The following is a 14,854-nucleotide window of genomic DNA, read 5'->3' as shown; positions in this document are numbered from 1 at the left end:
AGACTTGCGCGAAATTAGTTTAGGCTTAAAATAGTTTCGGCGAGTTGAACTGGCGAGGCTCCCATGAAAGTCGCGATCATTGGTGGCGGACCTGCGGGTCTCTACGCTGCAATCCTGCTCAAAAAGCAGCGGCCGAGCGCTGAGATTACGGTGTACGAGCGCAACCGCGCGGACGACACTTTCGGCTTCGGCGTGGTGTTCTCAGACGCGACGCTCGATAATTTCGAGAAGCACGATCTTCCGAGCTATCGCCGTATCACCCAGGAATTCGCCTACTGGGATGACATCGCAGTGCACTTCCGCGGAACGGTCCATCGGGTCGGTGGCAACGGCTTCTGTGGCTGCTCGCGGCAGAAGCTGCTCCTGATTCTCCAGGCGCGAGCGCGCGAACTGGGCGTCGTCCTGATTTTCGAAGCGGACGTCGAGGACGAATCCAGCTTCGCCGACGCCGATCTCATCCTGCTCGCGGACGGCATCAACAGCCGCTTCCGCGACAAATACGTCGATCATTTCGCCCCGGAAGTCGATCTCCGTACCAACAAGTTTGCCTGGATGGGCTCGACCAGGCCGCTGGATGCCTTCACCTTCATCTTCCAGGAGACGGAGTGGGGGCCGTTCATCGCCCATGCCTATCAATATCAAGCCGGGCACTCGACCTGGATCTTCGAGACCGATCCGGAGACGTTCGAACGCGCGGGACTGACGGGTCTGAACGAGACCCAATCCGCCGCGCGGATGGCTGAGATCTTCGGCTGGTTCCTCGAAGGGCACCAACTGCTCACCAACCGCTCGACGTGGCGTAACTTCCCGATGATCCGCAGCAAGCGCTGGGTCAAGGACAACATGGTGCTGCTCGGCGACGCCAAGGCGACCGCGCATTTCTCGATCGGCTCGGGCACCAAGCTCGCAATGGAAGACGCGATCGCGCTGGCTGACGCCATGGAGAGGGCGCCCAGCATCAAGGCGGCGCTGGACGTCTATGAGCACGGCCGCCGCGAAGAGGTCGAGAAGACGCAGCACGCCGCTGACGTCTCGCTGGTCTGGTTCGAACATGTCGACCGCTTCTGGGGATTTTGATCCCGTGCAGTTCGCCTTCGGCGTGATGACGCGCTCGAAGGCGATCACCTATGACAATCTGAAGCTCCGCGCGCCCGATTTCGTGGCTGAGGTTGAGAAATCGTTTGCCAGGCAGGTCCGTGACAGCGGCTTCGACGTCGACGTCAACAAGCCGATGGTGCCGCTGTTCCAGCCGTTCCGCTTGCGCGAGATGGAGATCGCCAACCGCGCCGTGGTGTCGCCGATGTGCATGTACTCGGCGAAGGAGGGCGTGCCGACCGATTTCCACCTGGTGCATTATGGATCGCGGGCGATCGGTGGTGCCGGACTGATCTTCAGCGAGATGATCTGCGTCAGCCGCGATGCGCGGATTACGCCCGGCTGTGCCGGCCTGTGGAACGACGAGCAGGAGACGGCTTGGCGGCGCATCGTGGACTTCGTCCACGGCAATTCGGCTGCGAAAATCTGCCTGCAATTGGGCCACGCCGGGCGCAAGGGCGCGACCAAGCTGATGTGGGACGGCATGGATCGTCCGCTGGAGGAGGGCGGCTGGGAGGTGTTCTCCGCATCGCCGCTGCCCTATTTCCCCGACAGCCAGGTTCCGCGTGAGCTCGATCGCGCCGGCATGAATGCGGTGAGGGACGCTTTCGTCGCGGCGGCCGAGCGCGGCGAACGCTGCGGTTTCGACATGCTCGAACTGCACTGCGCCCACGGCTATCTGCTCGCTAGCTTCATTTCGCCGCTGACGAATACGCGGACGGATGATTATGGCGGATCGCTCGCCAATCGCCTGCGCTTTCCGCTCGAAATCTTCGCGGCGCTGCGGGCCGTGTGGCCGTCGCACAAGCCGATGTCGGTGCGCATTTCCGCGACCGACTGGGCCGAGGGTGGTATCGGCGGCGACGATGCGGTGGCGATCGCGCGGGCTTTTGCGGAAGCCGGTGTCGATCTCGTCGACGTCTCGACCGGTCAGACCATACGCGATGCGCAGCCGATCTATGGCCGCATGTTCCAGACACCGTTCTCCGACCAGGTCCGCAACGAGGCGCGCGTGGCTACGATGTGCGTCGGCAACATCACGACCGCCGACCAGGCCAACACCATCCTGGCTGCCGGCCGGGCGGACCTCGTCGCGCTCGGGCGGCCGCATCTGGTCGATCCCTTCTTCACCATGCGGGCTGCAGCCTGGTACGGAGCAGGCGACGCGTTCTGCCCGCCGCAATATCTTCCCGGAAAGGATCAGATTTTCCGCAACAGCGTACGGGACCGACAGGATCTCGAGGAGCTGAGAATTAAGGCTAAGCCCAAGACCCGGGCCGAGCTCAAGGCGGAGGCGACAAAGCCGCTTGCGGCGGAGTGACCGCCCGTGCGAATTTGACCGCATTGCCTGGTGTGTATCGAGTGGAGTGAGGGCGATGAAAGCGATTATCGTCGGTGGCGGTGTCGGTGGTCTCACCACCGCATTGATGTTGCGCTCGCGGGGCCTGGCTTGCGAGATATTCGAGCAGTCCGACACCATCCGCGAGCTTGGCGTCGGCATCAACACGCTGCCGCATGCCATGCGCGAGCTGGCGGGCCTCGGGCTGCTCCAGCAGCTTGACGATGTCGCGATCCGTACCGACCAGCTCTATTACCTCAACCGTCACGGCCAGGAGGTCTGGCGTGAGGCCCGCGGCATCGACGCCGGGCACGATGTTCCGCAATTCTCGATCCACCGCGGCCGCCTTCAGGGCGTCATTCATCGGGCCGTCGAGGAGCGGCTCGGGCCGGAGGCCATCCACACCGGCTGCCGCCTCGGTGCTTTCACCCAGGACGAGGGCGGCGTCACCGCTTATTTCTTCGATCGCGCCGGCGCGCACATTCACACCGCGCGCGGGGACATTCTGATTGGTGCCGACGGCATCCATTCGCGGGTCCGCGACACGCTGTTTCCGTGCGAGGGGCCGCCGTGCTGGAACGGCCTGATGCTATGGCGTGGTGCGCGAGATTGGCCGCTGTTCCTGACCGGCAAGTCGATGATCGTCGCCGGTGGCCTCAACGCCAAGGTGGTGATCTATCCGATCGCGGAGGGATCGAGCCCCGCGAGCCGTCTCACCAACTGGGCGGTGCTGGTGAAGGTCGGCGAGGGCAATGCCCCGCTGCCACGAAAGGAAGACTGGTCCCGGCCGGGCCGGCGCGAGGAACTGATGCCGCATGTCGCGCGCTTCTCGGTGCCTTACATCGACGTGAAGAGCCTGATCTCGGCCACGCCCGAGTTCTACGAATATCCGACCTGCGACCGCGATCCGTTACCCTATTGGTCGTCCGGGCGCGTCACGCTGCTCGGCGATGCCGCGCATCCGATGTATCCGGTCGGCTCCAATGGCGCCTCGCAGGCGATCCTCGATGCACGCTGCCTCGCCGACGCGGTGGTGCGCGCCGAGCACCCGCGCCAGGCGTTGCTTGAATACGAGAAGAAGCGCCTGCCGATGACCGCTGACATCGTCCGCTCCAACCGTCGCGGCGGCCCCGAGGGCGTCATCGACGCCGTCGAGCAACTCGCGCCCGACGGCTTCGACAATGTCGACAACGTGCTGAGCTATTCCCAGCGCGAAGCGATCGTACGCGGCTATGCCACCAAAGCCGGCTTCGCCGCAGTGCCGGGACTGGCGGCGGTGCGCGCTTGAGATGCGCGGCTAGCCGCCGGGAGGCGGCGGCAGGAAGTGGATGTTGAACTCGGCGGCCATCGCAACCACGTCCTCGGGCTTCTGTTCTTTCATGTTATGAAGGCCCCAGAACAGGTCGAACAGCTTGCGGGTCGGCGAGACCCAGAACAGCACTTTTGCGGTCTGCTCCGACTTGTTGAAGATGCCATGCGGCACGCCCATGCCGAGCCGGATCAGATCTCCCGCGGTCGCCTGCGACTCGGAATTGCCGAGCATGAAATCGAGCTTGCCCTCTAGCATGTAGAGATATTCATCCTGGTTGGGATGAATGTGCGGCGGCACGAACGTGCCCGGCGGCAGCGTCGCGTGCCAGGAGAAGCTGTGCTCTGTATTGCTCTTCGGCACATAGGTCTGGCCGAGGATGTTCCAGGAGATGCCCTGGATCCCCTCATTGGCCCGCGTGATGCCGGTGATTTCGCTCTTCATTGTGATCCTCCCATAACGCGATGCGGCTTAGTTCGCCGCCTTGCAGTCCTTGGCGTAACGGTCGCCGTAATTCTCAAAAACCTTCTGGACGATCTCGGTCTGGAACTTGCCGTCCGCGCGCTTGGCGACCTTGGTCAGGTAGAAATCCTGGATCGGATAGCCGTTGGTGTTGAACTTGAAGGCGCCGCGCAGTGAGGTGAAGTCGGCCTTTTTCAGCGCGGCCCCAACTGCATCCTTGTTCGAGAGATCTCCCTTCACGGCTTTGACGGCGCTGTCGATCAGCATCGCGGCATCGTACGCCTGGAAGGCGTAGGTGCCTGGCACGCTGTTGTAGGCGGCCTCGTAGGCGGCGACGAACTTCTTGTTCTGGGGATTGTCGAGATTTGGAGCCCAGTTCGCGCCGCCGAACATGCCAACCGCGGCGTCCTGCTGCGCCGGCAAGGTCGATTCATCCACCGTGAAAGCCGAGAGCACCGGAATGCTGTCGGCGAGGCCTGCCTGCTTGTATTGCTTGACGAGATTGACGCCGAGGCCGCCCGGCATGAACGTGAAAAGAGCATCGGGCTTCTGCGACGAAATCTTGGAAAGCTCCGGCTGGAAGTCCAGCGTGTTGAGCGGCATGTAGGATTCCTCGACGATCTCACCCTTGTAGTCGAGCTTGAAGCCGGCGACCGAGTCCTTGCCGGCCTGATAGTTCGGCACCATCAGATACATGCGCTTGTAGCCGCGATCCTGCGCGACCTTGCCGAGGATTTCGTGCACCTGATCGTTCTGGTACGAGGTTACATAAAAGAACGGATTGCAGTCCTTGCCGGCAAAAGTAGATGGGCCGGCGTTGGGGCTGATCAGGAAGGTTTTCGATTCCGTGACCGGCCGGTGGATCGCCTGGAGGATGTTGGAGAAGATCGGGCCGACCACGAAGTCGACCTTGTCGCGCTCCAGAAGGCCCTTGACCTTGGTGACTGCTGCGTCCGGCTTCAATTCATCGTCGACCACGACGACCTCGACATCGCGGCCGCCCATCTTGCCGCCGAGATCCTTCATCCCGAGCGCAAAGCCGTCGCGGACCTGTTGGCCGAGCGCGGCGGCGGGTCCCGAGAGGGTCACGATCACACCCAGCTTGATCTTCTCCTGGGCGAAGGAAGGGCTCACCGCGGTGCCAAGCAGCAAGGCGGCTGCGGCCAAGGTCATCTGCGTCTTCATGATCAGTCCCCCGTGACGACGGTCTTGCGCTGCAAGCCGCTACTCCAATCCAAGTTTATGCCGATGATTGCTGCCGCGGCAAGCGAGCTCAAGGCGTCGTCATGCTGCGTGCAGCCGCGCATGCAAGCGGCGCGCCAATTATTTGAAGCCTAAAGAAATCAGCGTGCAATCGATTGTTGCGGCTTTAGGCTTGCAGCGGGCTTCGATTTATTTGAAGCTCAAAACGTTGGGGAATCCGTGCCCGCGCCAATGCCGGCCGTGAGTGACTACATCAACATGCTCGATTCCGAGACCAAGGCCGTCGAAACTCCGGAGGATCACGCCGAAGAGCTTCGGCTGTGGCTGCGCCTCTTGACCTGCACGACCCTGATCGAGGGCGAGGTCCGTGGCCGGTTGCGGCAGCGCTTCGACGTCACATTGCCTCGTTTCGACCTGATGGCGCAGCTCGACAAGGCGCCTGACGGCATGACGCTGTCCGACGTTTCCAAGCGCATGATGGTGTCGAACGGCAACGTGACCGGTCTCGTCGAACGCCTCGTGGAATCCGGTCATCTCGACCGCCGCACTTCGGAGACGGACCGCCGCGTCCAGGTGATCCGCCTCACGAAACTCGGTCGCGCCGAGTTCCGCAAAATGGCCGCGGAACACGAGACCTGGATCGCCGATTTGTTCGCCGATCTGACGCCGAAGGATGTACGCGAATTGATGCGGCTGCTCGCCAAGACCAAGGCATCGGCGCAGAAATCAGCCGGTCGTCGCCGGACCTAGGTCCACGGGCTGACGCCCCATCAATCCCATTTGCCGCAGGAAAAAGCACAGGATGCCCAAAATCCGCTATTGCACCGAATTGTTTTAAGCATAAAATGTTTTCAAGTTAGTGCTGCCGGGTGCTTTCCATGCCGAAAGGAGCGTGCGATGGCCAACGCCGCCAAGGTTCAAGTCTCGGGCTCGCATGACGGCAACGCCGCAACGGCTCATGTCGATGCGTTCGCGCGGCAACATCTGCCGCCGCGAGAGTTTTTGCCCGAATTCATTTTCTCGCGTCCCGAGCTGCAATATCCGCCCCGCTTGAACTGCGTCAGCTATTTCCTCGACCGCTGGGTCGAGCAGGCACATGGCGACGCCCCTTGCGTCATCAGCCCCGCTGGCAGCTACACCTATCGCGAGTTGCATGAGCTCGTGAACCGCGTCGCCAATGTACTGGTCGGCAGGCTTGGTCTTGTGACCGGCGAACGCGTGCTGCTGCGCTCGGCCAACAATCCGATGATGGTTGCGACCTACCTCGCGGTGATCAAGGCTGGCGGCATCGTCGTCGCGACCATGCCATTGCTCCGCGCCAAGGAGCTGTCATATCCGATCCAGAAGGCGGAGATCACACTGGCGCTCTGCGATGGAAAACTCGCCGAGGAAATGGAGAAGGCGAAAGCCGCAGCACCCGGCCTCAGGCACGTGGTCTATTGGGGCAACGGCGCCGGCGACTCGCTCGAGGCGCTGATGGCGGAGGCGAGCCCGGAGTTCAGAGCTGTCGATACTGCCTCCGACGACATCTGCCTGATCGCCTTCACGTCGGGCACGACTGGCGATCCCAAAGGCACCATGCATTTCCACCGCGACATGCTGGCGGTCTGCGATGGTTATGCGCGCAACATCTTGCGTGCGGAGCAGAAGGATCGCTTCGTCGGCTCGGCACCGCTCGCCTTCACGTTTGGCTTCGGTGGCGTGCTGTTTCCGATGCACATCGGCGCCTCCTTCGTCGTTCTGGAGAAGACAGCGCCCGACGACATTCTGAACGCCATCGAGCAGCACAAGATCACGGTCTGCTTCACCGCGCCGACCGCGTACCGGGCGATGATCGGCAAGCTCCCGGGCCGCGACATTTCCACGCTGCGCAAATGCGTGTCCGCCGGCGAGACGCTGCCCAAGCCGACATTCGATGCCTGGCTGAAGGCGACCGGCATCAAGCTGATGGACGGCATCGGATCGACCGAGCTGCTGCACATCTTCATCAGCGCCACCGAGGACGAGATTCGCCCGGGTGCGACAGGCAAGCCGGTGCCGGGGTATGAAGCGAAGATCGTCGACGATTCCGGCAATGATTTGCCGCCCGGCACGATAGGACAGCTCGCGGTACGCGGGCCGACGGGTTGCCGCTATCTCGCCGACGAGCGGCAGCGCAAATACGTCCAGAACGGCTGGAACATCACGGGCGACACCTATCTGATGGATAGCGACGGCTATTTCTGGTACCAGTCGCGCTCGGACGACATGATCGTGTCGGCCGGCTACAACATCGCAGGCACGGACGTCGAGGCGGCGCTGCTCACGCATCCCTCCGTCGTCGAGTGCGGGGTCGTCGGTGCGCCGGACGAGGCGCGCGGCATGATCGTGAAGGCCTATGTCATTGCCGCGCCTGGCGTGACGCCAGACGATCAGCTGGTCACCGCGTTGCAGGAGCATGTCAAGCGCGAGATCGCGCCATACAAATATCCGCGCGCGATCGAGTTCGTGACGCAGCTACCGAAGACCGAGACTGGCAAGTTAAAACGCTTCGCCCTGCGGCAACTGGCGCAAGCCGCAGTGACGTCCTCTGGCGTCGCGGCGGAATGAGAAGGATAGAGAATTGTCCGTGACGACGCCGAAAGGCCCGCACCTCGCGGTGCTGCCGACAGCAGCCGAGGACGAAACCCGCTCCAGGGCGCAGGTACTTCAGCCGTCTGGTTGGCCGGTGCCGAAAGGCTATGCCAACGGCATGGCCGCCGAGGGACGCATCGTCGTCACTGGCGGCGTGATCGGCTGGGATGCCGAGGAACGTCTCGCGGAGGGTTTTGTCGCGCAGGTGCGCCAAACCCTGGGCAACATCGCCGCGATCCTCGCGGAGGCCGGTGCGCAGCCCGAGCATTTGGTGCGGCTGACCTGGTACGTCGTCGACATGGACGAGTACCTGACGAACCTCAAAGAGCTCGGCAAGGCCTACCGCACCATCTTCGGCGCGCACTATCCGGCGATGGCGCTGGTTCAGGTGGTCCGCCTCGTCGAGAAGGCGGCGCGCGTCGAAATCGAGGCCACCGCCGTCATTCCGCGCTGAGCCGTGCCCGGTTTCAGCTCGCCTTGGCGAGATCACCTAATCCTCAGGCTCCGCATTCGGCGCAAGGTCGGCGGAGCGGAACGGCTTGGCCTTGTCCAGTTTCCGGTAGGCGTCCGAGGCGGTCCGCAACAGCTTCTTTTCCCGCTTGCGGCTGAGGAAGCGAATGCCCGCCTCGGGGAGGGCCTCGTTCAGTGACGCGGCCAGGGTCTGCCCTCGCGCATCGTCGTTCAACTGTCCCAGCGACTTTTGCGCCTTGCGCAATTGCTTGAGGATCGACTTCTGCTTCGTCAACGTGTCGTCGGCGAACAGGTCCTCCAGCGACTCGATCGAATAGGTCAGCCGCTTGTTGAGAAGCCGCAGCCTGTGCCGTTCCTCGACGTTGAGCTTGCGGAGCTTGCGCGCCTTCTTGAGCAGCGTCGTTTCCCACTCCGTGAGTTTCGCTGTTGCGTGGTCGGCGAGCGTGCAGCGGCGCAGCCTGATAGCTTCCTTGCTGCGCCGGGTCGACCAGGGACCACTCTCGATCCAGGCCGACGTCCGCTCGACGAGACGGCGATACCGTGCGGATTGCAGCGCGCGCGCCAGCAGGCGGTGGCTCTCGGCGCGCTTCTCGTCCCAGTGCTGGAGCTCGGCAATCACGGTCAACTCGCCTCCGCTCTCGGCGATGACTCGGTCGATTGCCACGTCGAGGTCCCGCACCATGCCGAGCTGGCTGTTCAGCCATTTCAGTTCGGTCCAGACCTCCGGCCGAAGGGCGTCATCCACCATCCGCGAGAAGAAGCGGATGGCGGTGCGCAGATGCGTCAGTGCGATCCTGATCTGATGCAGCGCCTCTGGATCGCCGCGGCAGGTGCCGTCATGCTCGGCGAGGACGGCGTCGAGGTGACGGCGGGCGATGATCCGGAAGGCCGTGTCGCAGACCATGCCGGGGCTGAGGCGGCCGGGCAGGGCGTTGCGCTTCGCCGCAGGCTTGGCGCGCGCGGCCGCCGTCGAACTCGTGCTGGGTCGCGCCATCCTTACCCGCGTCAAACAGATTGCCTTATCTGCAGATTGCCTTACTTGCTCTCGGCGATCGCGTCCCGGCAGTTCTGGAGCGTCTGCTCTTGCGTCCCGGATGCATCGATGGTCGCCCAACCGACATGGCCGATATTATAGTGCTCTTGCAGCGCGGCAACCTCTTGCGTGGCGTCGGATGCGTCGCCCCGGCGGCTTCCGATCCGCGCCTGCCGGGTCGCGAGGTCCGCAACCAGAAACAGGCCGCTCAGCGGCACGTTGCGCTCGCGTGCCAGTGCGGCGACCGCGTCTCGTTCGTTCTCGCGGGCGAATACGCCGTCGATGATCGCCGAATGGCCTTGCGCCAGCACCCGCCGGGCGTGCTGAGCCAACATGTCGTAAACGCGGGCTGTAACCTCCGGCGTGTATGTGGATGCCGGCAGCTTGTGCGTCTCCTCGACCCCGAACATCTGCTTGCGGATGACGTCGCTGCGCAGCACGACGGCCCCCGGCTGCGGCGTAACGACCGGTGCGAGTGCGCGTGCCAAAATCGTCTTTCCGGTGCCTGACAGTCCGCCGACCGCGATCAGCCGGGGAGCGGAAGGATGGATGAGCGCCCGGGCGAGGCTAAAATAGCGCCGTGCGTCGTCTACGATGCCGGGATTACTAGAATGTGACGGCTTCAGCCGTGCCCGGGCCACCTGGGCGCGGATCGCGGCCCGGACGGACATGAACAGCGGCAATGCGGAGAGCGCGTCGAGATTTTCGGGCGGCGTCGCGGCGAGATAACGGTTCAGCACGATGTTGGCCACGTATCGTTGATCATGGCGCAGCAGGTCCATCAGCGTGAATGCGAGATCGTAGAGCACGTCGATGGTTGCGATCTGGGCGTCAAACTCGATGGCGTCGAACAGCACCGGCTTTTTGTCGATCGACACGATGTTCGCAAGATGCAGGTCGCCGTGGCAGCGGCGCACGAAGCCCTGACGGCTGCGCTCTATGAGCAGCGGCCGGAGGCCCCTGAACATCGCGAGCGAGGCTGTACCGAGCCGTGCAATCTCTCCGGCTTCGAAGCCGGTCCGCAGGCCATTGCTGTTGCCGTCGATCAGGCCGGGGATGGAGGAAACCCATGCCTCGCCGTCGGCGGGGATCGCCGCGGCATGCGAAGCCACGATGGCGTCGGCGACAGCCGAGGCAAAATTAGCATCCAGCGGACCGGCCTTGGCCAGATGGTCCAGCGTCCGGCTCTCGTCGAAGCGCGACATCTCGACCGCATACTCGATCGGCCGGCCGGGGCCGTCGACCTTCACCGATCCGTCGGGCTCTTCCGTGATCGCCACGACCCGATGATAGATCTGCGGCGCCTGCGGCCGGTTGATCCTGAGCTCCTCCTGGCACGCCGCCTTGCGCTTCTCGAGAGTCGAATAATCGAGGAACGGAAACTGCACGGCGCGCTTGATTTTCAGCGCGCGCCTGCCTTCGAGAAAAACCGAAGCTGCGTGCGTATCGATCCGCCTCACGCCTGGATGCGCGGCAGAATCGGTGAGCGCCGCAAAGATCCGGTCCTGGGTCGCAGAATCCTCTGTCATTCCAGTTGGCACTTCCACATGCATCGAAAGGCAGTCCACCTCGCGACAGGTTAACCCTTAGGAGGAGATCGCGGCCAGTCCTTGACCTTGGTCAACGCCTGTCCCGGCTGGCGGAGTTCCCCGGGCTTGACGAGGATCAAGCGTCCCGACGAAGCCGAGCCTAATCTAGCGGTCAAAGGAGAATCCCGATGCCCATCAAGGACGTCTTTCTGCCGCTCGTCGGCCAGCCGCGCGAGCCGGCCCTTGCTGCGATCGAGAAATGCGTTGCCGTTGCCGCCGACCTCGGCGCCAGGATCACCGCGCTGGCACTCGAAGAGGATGTTTTCGTGCGGCCGAAGGCGATGCTCCCAGACGATTCCGATGCCGCCGAGGCAAAAGGGTTGCTCGAGGCCGGCGACAGCTACCTCGGTCCGCGTGGTGACCGTGGCGGACGACAAGTCCGACCGGATCGTGCAATCCGGGACGGCTTTGGTCGATCACTTAAGGGAACACGGGATCTACGCCTCGTTCGAAACCACGACGGGCAGCGGCAGTTCGATCGGCAAGGTGCTGGGAAGCTGGGCGAATTCCCATGCCATCGATGCGATCGTGATGGGTGCCTACCATCATTCGCGCCTGAACGAGATCGTTTGGGGCGGTGTGACAAAGACCGTCATTGGCGAGCCACCGTGCTGGGTTATGATCTCGCACTAGGCGGGTAGCCAGTTCATCGGCCTGATCGTCAACCATCGGAACCGCCACCGACCGGGCGCATTTGCTTTCATGTCAACTTATCGTCTGAAGAACCTGCTGTCGCCGCGTTCCGTTGCGCTCGTCGGTGCGAGCGCCCGCCCGGTCTCCGTTGGACGCGCCATTCTGGAGAACATTCGGAAGGCTGAATTCACGGGCCAGTTCGGCCTCGTCAATTCGCGCCATGCCGAGATCGGCGGCGTCGCGGCGGTGGACAGCCTCGACAAATTGTCGTTCGTGCCCGAACTCGTGGTCATCACCGCGCCGGCGCGCGCGGTTCCCGACATTATCGATCAAGCCGGCCGGCGCGGCTCGGCGGGCGCGCTGATCGTCTCGGCCGGGCTCGGTCACGGACCGGGGTCTCCGCACGAGGCCGCCATCGCGGCGGCACGCAAATTCGGCATGCGGCTGATCGGGCCGAACTGCCTCGGCATCATGATGCCCGGCGTGAGCCTCAACGCGAGTTTTGCCGCGCACATGCCGGGGGCGGGAAATCTCGCGCTGATTTCGCAATCGGGTGCCATCGCGGCCGGCATGGTCGATTGGGCCGCGCAGCGCGGCGTCGGCTTCTCCGGCATCGTCTCGATCGGCGATCAGATCGACGTCGATATTGCCGATCTGCTCGACTATTTCGCGATGGATCAGAAGACTCGTGCGATCCTGCTCTATATCGAGGCCATCAAGGACGCGCGGAAGTTCATGTCGGCAGCGCGCGCCGCGGCGCGCGTGAAGCCGGTCGTCGTGGTCAAATCCGGCCGCATGGCGCAGGGCGCGAGGGCGGCCGCCACCCACACCGGTGCGCTCGCGGGCGCCGACGCCGTCTATGACGCGGCGTTCCGCCGCGCGGGCGTCCTGCGGGTCTCCGATCTGCGCGAGCTGTTCGATTGCGCCGAGACGCTCGGCCGCGTCGAATCCCCGGCCGGAAAGCGCCTCGCCATCCTGACCAATGGCGGCGGGATCGGCGTCCTCGCCATTGACCGATTGGTCGAGCTCGGCGGCATTCCGGCGGGCATCTCGGCGGACGCCCGCAAGAAGCTCGATGATGCGCTGCCGCCGACCTGGTCCGGCGCTAATCCCGTCGACATCGTGGGCGACGCCGATGCGTCGCGCTATGCGGCGGCGCTGGAGGTGCTACTCGCCGATTCCGGCAATGACGCTGTCCTGGTCCTCAATGTGCAGACCGCGATCGCCTCGGCTGCCGATATCGCAACGATGGTGACCGAACGCGTCAAGGCATATCGCCAGAAGCACCGCAGTTGGGCCAAGCCCGTGCTCGCCTCGTGGATCGGAGCAGACCAGAACATCATCGAAACACTGTCTGGCGCCGGCATTCCGAACTATCCAACCGAAGACGACGCGGTACGCGGCTTCATGTACCTCGTGAGGCATCGCGAAGTCGTGGAGGAGCTGAGCCAGGTTCCTCCGGCGATGCCCGATACGTTCGCGCCTGACGCCCTGGCTGCCAGGCAGATTGTTACGTCTGCGATCGCCGACGGTCGCGAATGGCTCGAACCCGTCGAGATCAAGCTTCTGCTGGAGGCTTATGACATCGCAATGGTTCCGACCTATGCCGCCACTGATGTCGAGCAGGCGGTAGCCTACGCGAAAGAAATCTTCGCGCAAGGCGCCACCGTCGTGCTGAAAATCATGTCGCGCGACATCGTCCACAAATCCGATGTTGGCGGCGTCGTGCTCAATCTGACCGTGCCCGAGGCGGTGCGCACCGCTGCCACCGACATTATCGCTCGGGCAAGGAAGCTGCGTCCCGAAGCTCGCATCGAGGGCGTCATCGTGCAGGCGATGGTCGTCAAGGCGAAGGCGCGCGAGCTGATCCTGGGCCTCGCCGACGACCCCACCTTCGGCGCCGTCGTTGTCTTCGGCCGCGGCGGGATCGCGGTCGAGATCATCGACGACAGGGCGCTTGCGCTGCCGCCGCTCGATCTGCAACTGGCCCGCGACCTGATCGACCGCACGCGCGTGTCACGGCTGCTTCGCGCTTACCGGGACGTGCCGGCGGTGAAGCCCGACGCCGTCGCCATGGTCCTGGTCAAGCTGGCGCAGATGGCCGCCGACATTCCCGAGATCCGCGAATTCGACATCAATCCGCTGCTCGCGGATGAAACCGGCATCACCGCGGTCGATGCCCGCGTCGCGGTCGGGCCGCCGCAACGGAAGTTTGCCGGCTCAGGTCCTGCCAACTTCGCCGTTCGGGCCTATCCGTCGCAATGGGAACGCCGCCTCGAGCTCAAGGACGGCTGGCGCATCTTCGTGCGGCCCTTGCGTCCCGAAGACGAACCGACCATCCACGAATTCCTGCGTCACGTCACGGCGCACGACCTTCGCCTGCGTTTCTTCGCGCCGATGAAGGAGTTCACCCACGAGTTCATCGCGCGCCTGACCCAGCTCGACTATGCGCGCGCGATGGCATTTATCGCATTCGACGAGGCGACCGGCGAGATGGTGGGCGTGGTCCGGCTCCATTCGGACTCGATCTACGAGAGCGGCGAATACGCGATCCTGCTGCGGTCCGATCTCAAGGGCAGGGGGCTGGGCTGGGCGCTGATGCAACTGATCATCGACTACGCGAAGTCGGAAGGGCTCAAAGCGATCTCCGGTGATGTTCTCAGGGAGAACACCACGATGCTTGAGATGTGTCGCCAGCTCGGCTTCGAGGTGAGGCCGGATCCCGCCGAGCCCGATATTTGCGACGTCAGGCTGAAACTCTGAGCATCTCGGACGTCGCGTCCATTTTGCCTCCGGCGAGACGTGTTCTCCGAGGAGGACATCACAACCTCGTTCTACAATCTCCTCGAGGGCGTCATGCGGCTATACAAGCTGCTGCCCGACGGCCGGCGTCGAGGCTCTGGCCGCGGCCTGACCTTCTGTCCACAGCGCTCTCGCAGACCCTCGCGCGATCATCGTCTGATCTGGCGCGCCAAATCGCGATGCTCACCCGGGCCAGCTCCGGGCGTTCGGCAGCGTCTCAACGCAATAAGAATTGCGTTACCTGCAACTCTGCATCTATCAAATGCATCGGCGCATCCTTCGGATGCCGACTTGGGGCCCGACTG

9 protein-coding genes and 3 pseudogenes are annotated in these 14,854 nt (G+C 63.6%); 8 read left to right on the top strand and 4 right to left on the bottom strand.

What is annotated here, in order from left to right; translation table 11 throughout:
• Positions 1 to 63: 63 nt before the first annotated feature.
• Positions 64 to 2,416 (top strand): annotated as a pseudogene (locus ACVWW3_RS17885) (bifunctional salicylyl-CoA 5-hydroxylase/oxidoreductase).
• Between the two features lie 55 nt (positions 2,417 to 2,471).
• The gene (locus tag ACVWW3_RS17880) at positions 2,472 to 3,722 is read left to right on the top strand and encodes a flavin-dependent oxidoreductase (RefSeq protein ID WP_456649172.1); all 1,251 of its coding nucleotides are present in this window, start codon (positions 2,472 to 2,474) and stop codon (positions 3,720 to 3,722) included.
• Between the two features lie 9 nt (positions 3,723 to 3,731).
• On the opposite strand, the gene ACVWW3_RS17875 is transcribed toward ACVWW3_RS17880, so the two are convergent.
• Positions 3,732 to 4,187 carry a cupin domain-containing protein gene (locus ACVWW3_RS17875; RefSeq protein ID WP_456672043.1) on the bottom strand — a complete coding sequence of 152 codons (456 nt, stop codon included), beginning with the start codon at positions 4,185 to 4,187 and terminating at the stop codon, positions 3,732 to 3,734.
• A gap of 27 nt (positions 4,188 to 4,214) precedes the next feature.
• Positions 4,215 to 5,390, bottom strand: a complete 1,176-nt coding sequence (locus tag ACVWW3_RS17870; protein WP_247443780.1) for an ABC transporter substrate-binding protein — start codon at positions 5,388 to 5,390, stop codon at positions 4,215 to 4,217.
• Positions 5,391 to 5,639: 249 nt separating this feature from the next.
• Here ACVWW3_RS17870 and ACVWW3_RS17865 point away from each other — a divergent pair, with 249 nt between their 5' ends.
• The 3 genes from ACVWW3_RS17865 to ACVWW3_RS17855 all read left to right on the top strand — a co-directional run bounded on the left by ACVWW3_RS17865 (position 5,640) and on the right by ACVWW3_RS17855 (position 8,475).
• Positions 5,640 to 6,158: a MarR family winged helix-turn-helix transcriptional regulator gene (locus ACVWW3_RS17865; RefSeq protein ID WP_456649173.1), complete on the top strand. Its 519-nt coding sequence runs from the start codon at positions 5,640 to 5,642 to the stop codon at positions 6,156 to 6,158.
• A gap of 147 nt (positions 6,159 to 6,305) precedes the next feature.
• Entirely contained in the window at positions 6,306 to 7,997 is a 1,692-nt protein-coding gene (locus ACVWW3_RS17860) for a benzoate-CoA ligase family protein (RefSeq protein ID WP_456649174.1), read from the top strand.
• A gap of 19 nt (positions 7,998 to 8,016) precedes the next feature.
• Entirely contained in the window at positions 8,017 to 8,475 is a 459-nt protein-coding gene (locus ACVWW3_RS17855; protein WP_456649806.1) for a RidA family protein, read from the top strand.
• A gap of 36 nt (positions 8,476 to 8,511) precedes the next feature.
• On the opposite strand, the gene ACVWW3_RS17850 is transcribed toward ACVWW3_RS17855, so the two are convergent.
• Together ACVWW3_RS17850 and ACVWW3_RS17845 are read right to left on the bottom strand one after the other, a co-directional pair.
• Positions 8,512 to 9,486, bottom strand: a complete 975-nt coding sequence (locus ACVWW3_RS17850; protein ID WP_456649175.1) for a CHAD domain-containing protein — start codon at positions 9,484 to 9,486, stop codon at positions 8,512 to 8,514.
• A 41-nt stretch (positions 9,487 to 9,527) separates the two neighbouring features.
• Positions 9,528 to 11,054: a bifunctional aminoglycoside phosphotransferase/ATP-binding protein gene (locus tag ACVWW3_RS17845; RefSeq protein ID WP_456649176.1), complete on the bottom strand. Its 1,527-nt coding sequence runs from the start codon at positions 11,052 to 11,054 to the stop codon at positions 9,528 to 9,530.
• Between the two features lie 188 nt (positions 11,055 to 11,242).
• Between ACVWW3_RS17845 and ACVWW3_RS17840 the strand changes: the two are divergent.
• From ACVWW3_RS17840 to ACVWW3_RS17830, 3 genes and pseudogenes are all read left to right on the top strand, one after another.
• Positions 11,243 to 11,747: pseudogene (locus ACVWW3_RS17840) on the top strand (universal stress protein).
• Positions 11,748 to 11,816: 69 nt separating this feature from the next.
• Complete coding sequence (locus ACVWW3_RS17835; RefSeq protein ID WP_456649177.1) at positions 11,817 to 14,510, top strand: bifunctional acetate--CoA ligase family protein/GNAT family N-acetyltransferase; 2,694 nt, start codon at positions 11,817 to 11,819, stop codon at positions 14,508 to 14,510.
• Positions 14,509 to 14,660, top strand: a pseudogene (locus tag ACVWW3_RS17830) (cyclic nucleotide-binding domain-containing protein); the annotation flags it as partial. The gene ACVWW3_RS17835 and the pseudogene ACVWW3_RS17830, both read left to right, overlap by 2 nt.
• Between the last annotated feature and the right edge of the window lie 194 nt (positions 14,661 to 14,854).

The sequence above is a fragment of the Bradyrhizobium sp. LM2.9 genome, assembly GCF_054056555.1.
Note: the sequence above shows the minus strand (reverse complement) of the source record. Positions and strands in the feature narration are given on the sequence as shown.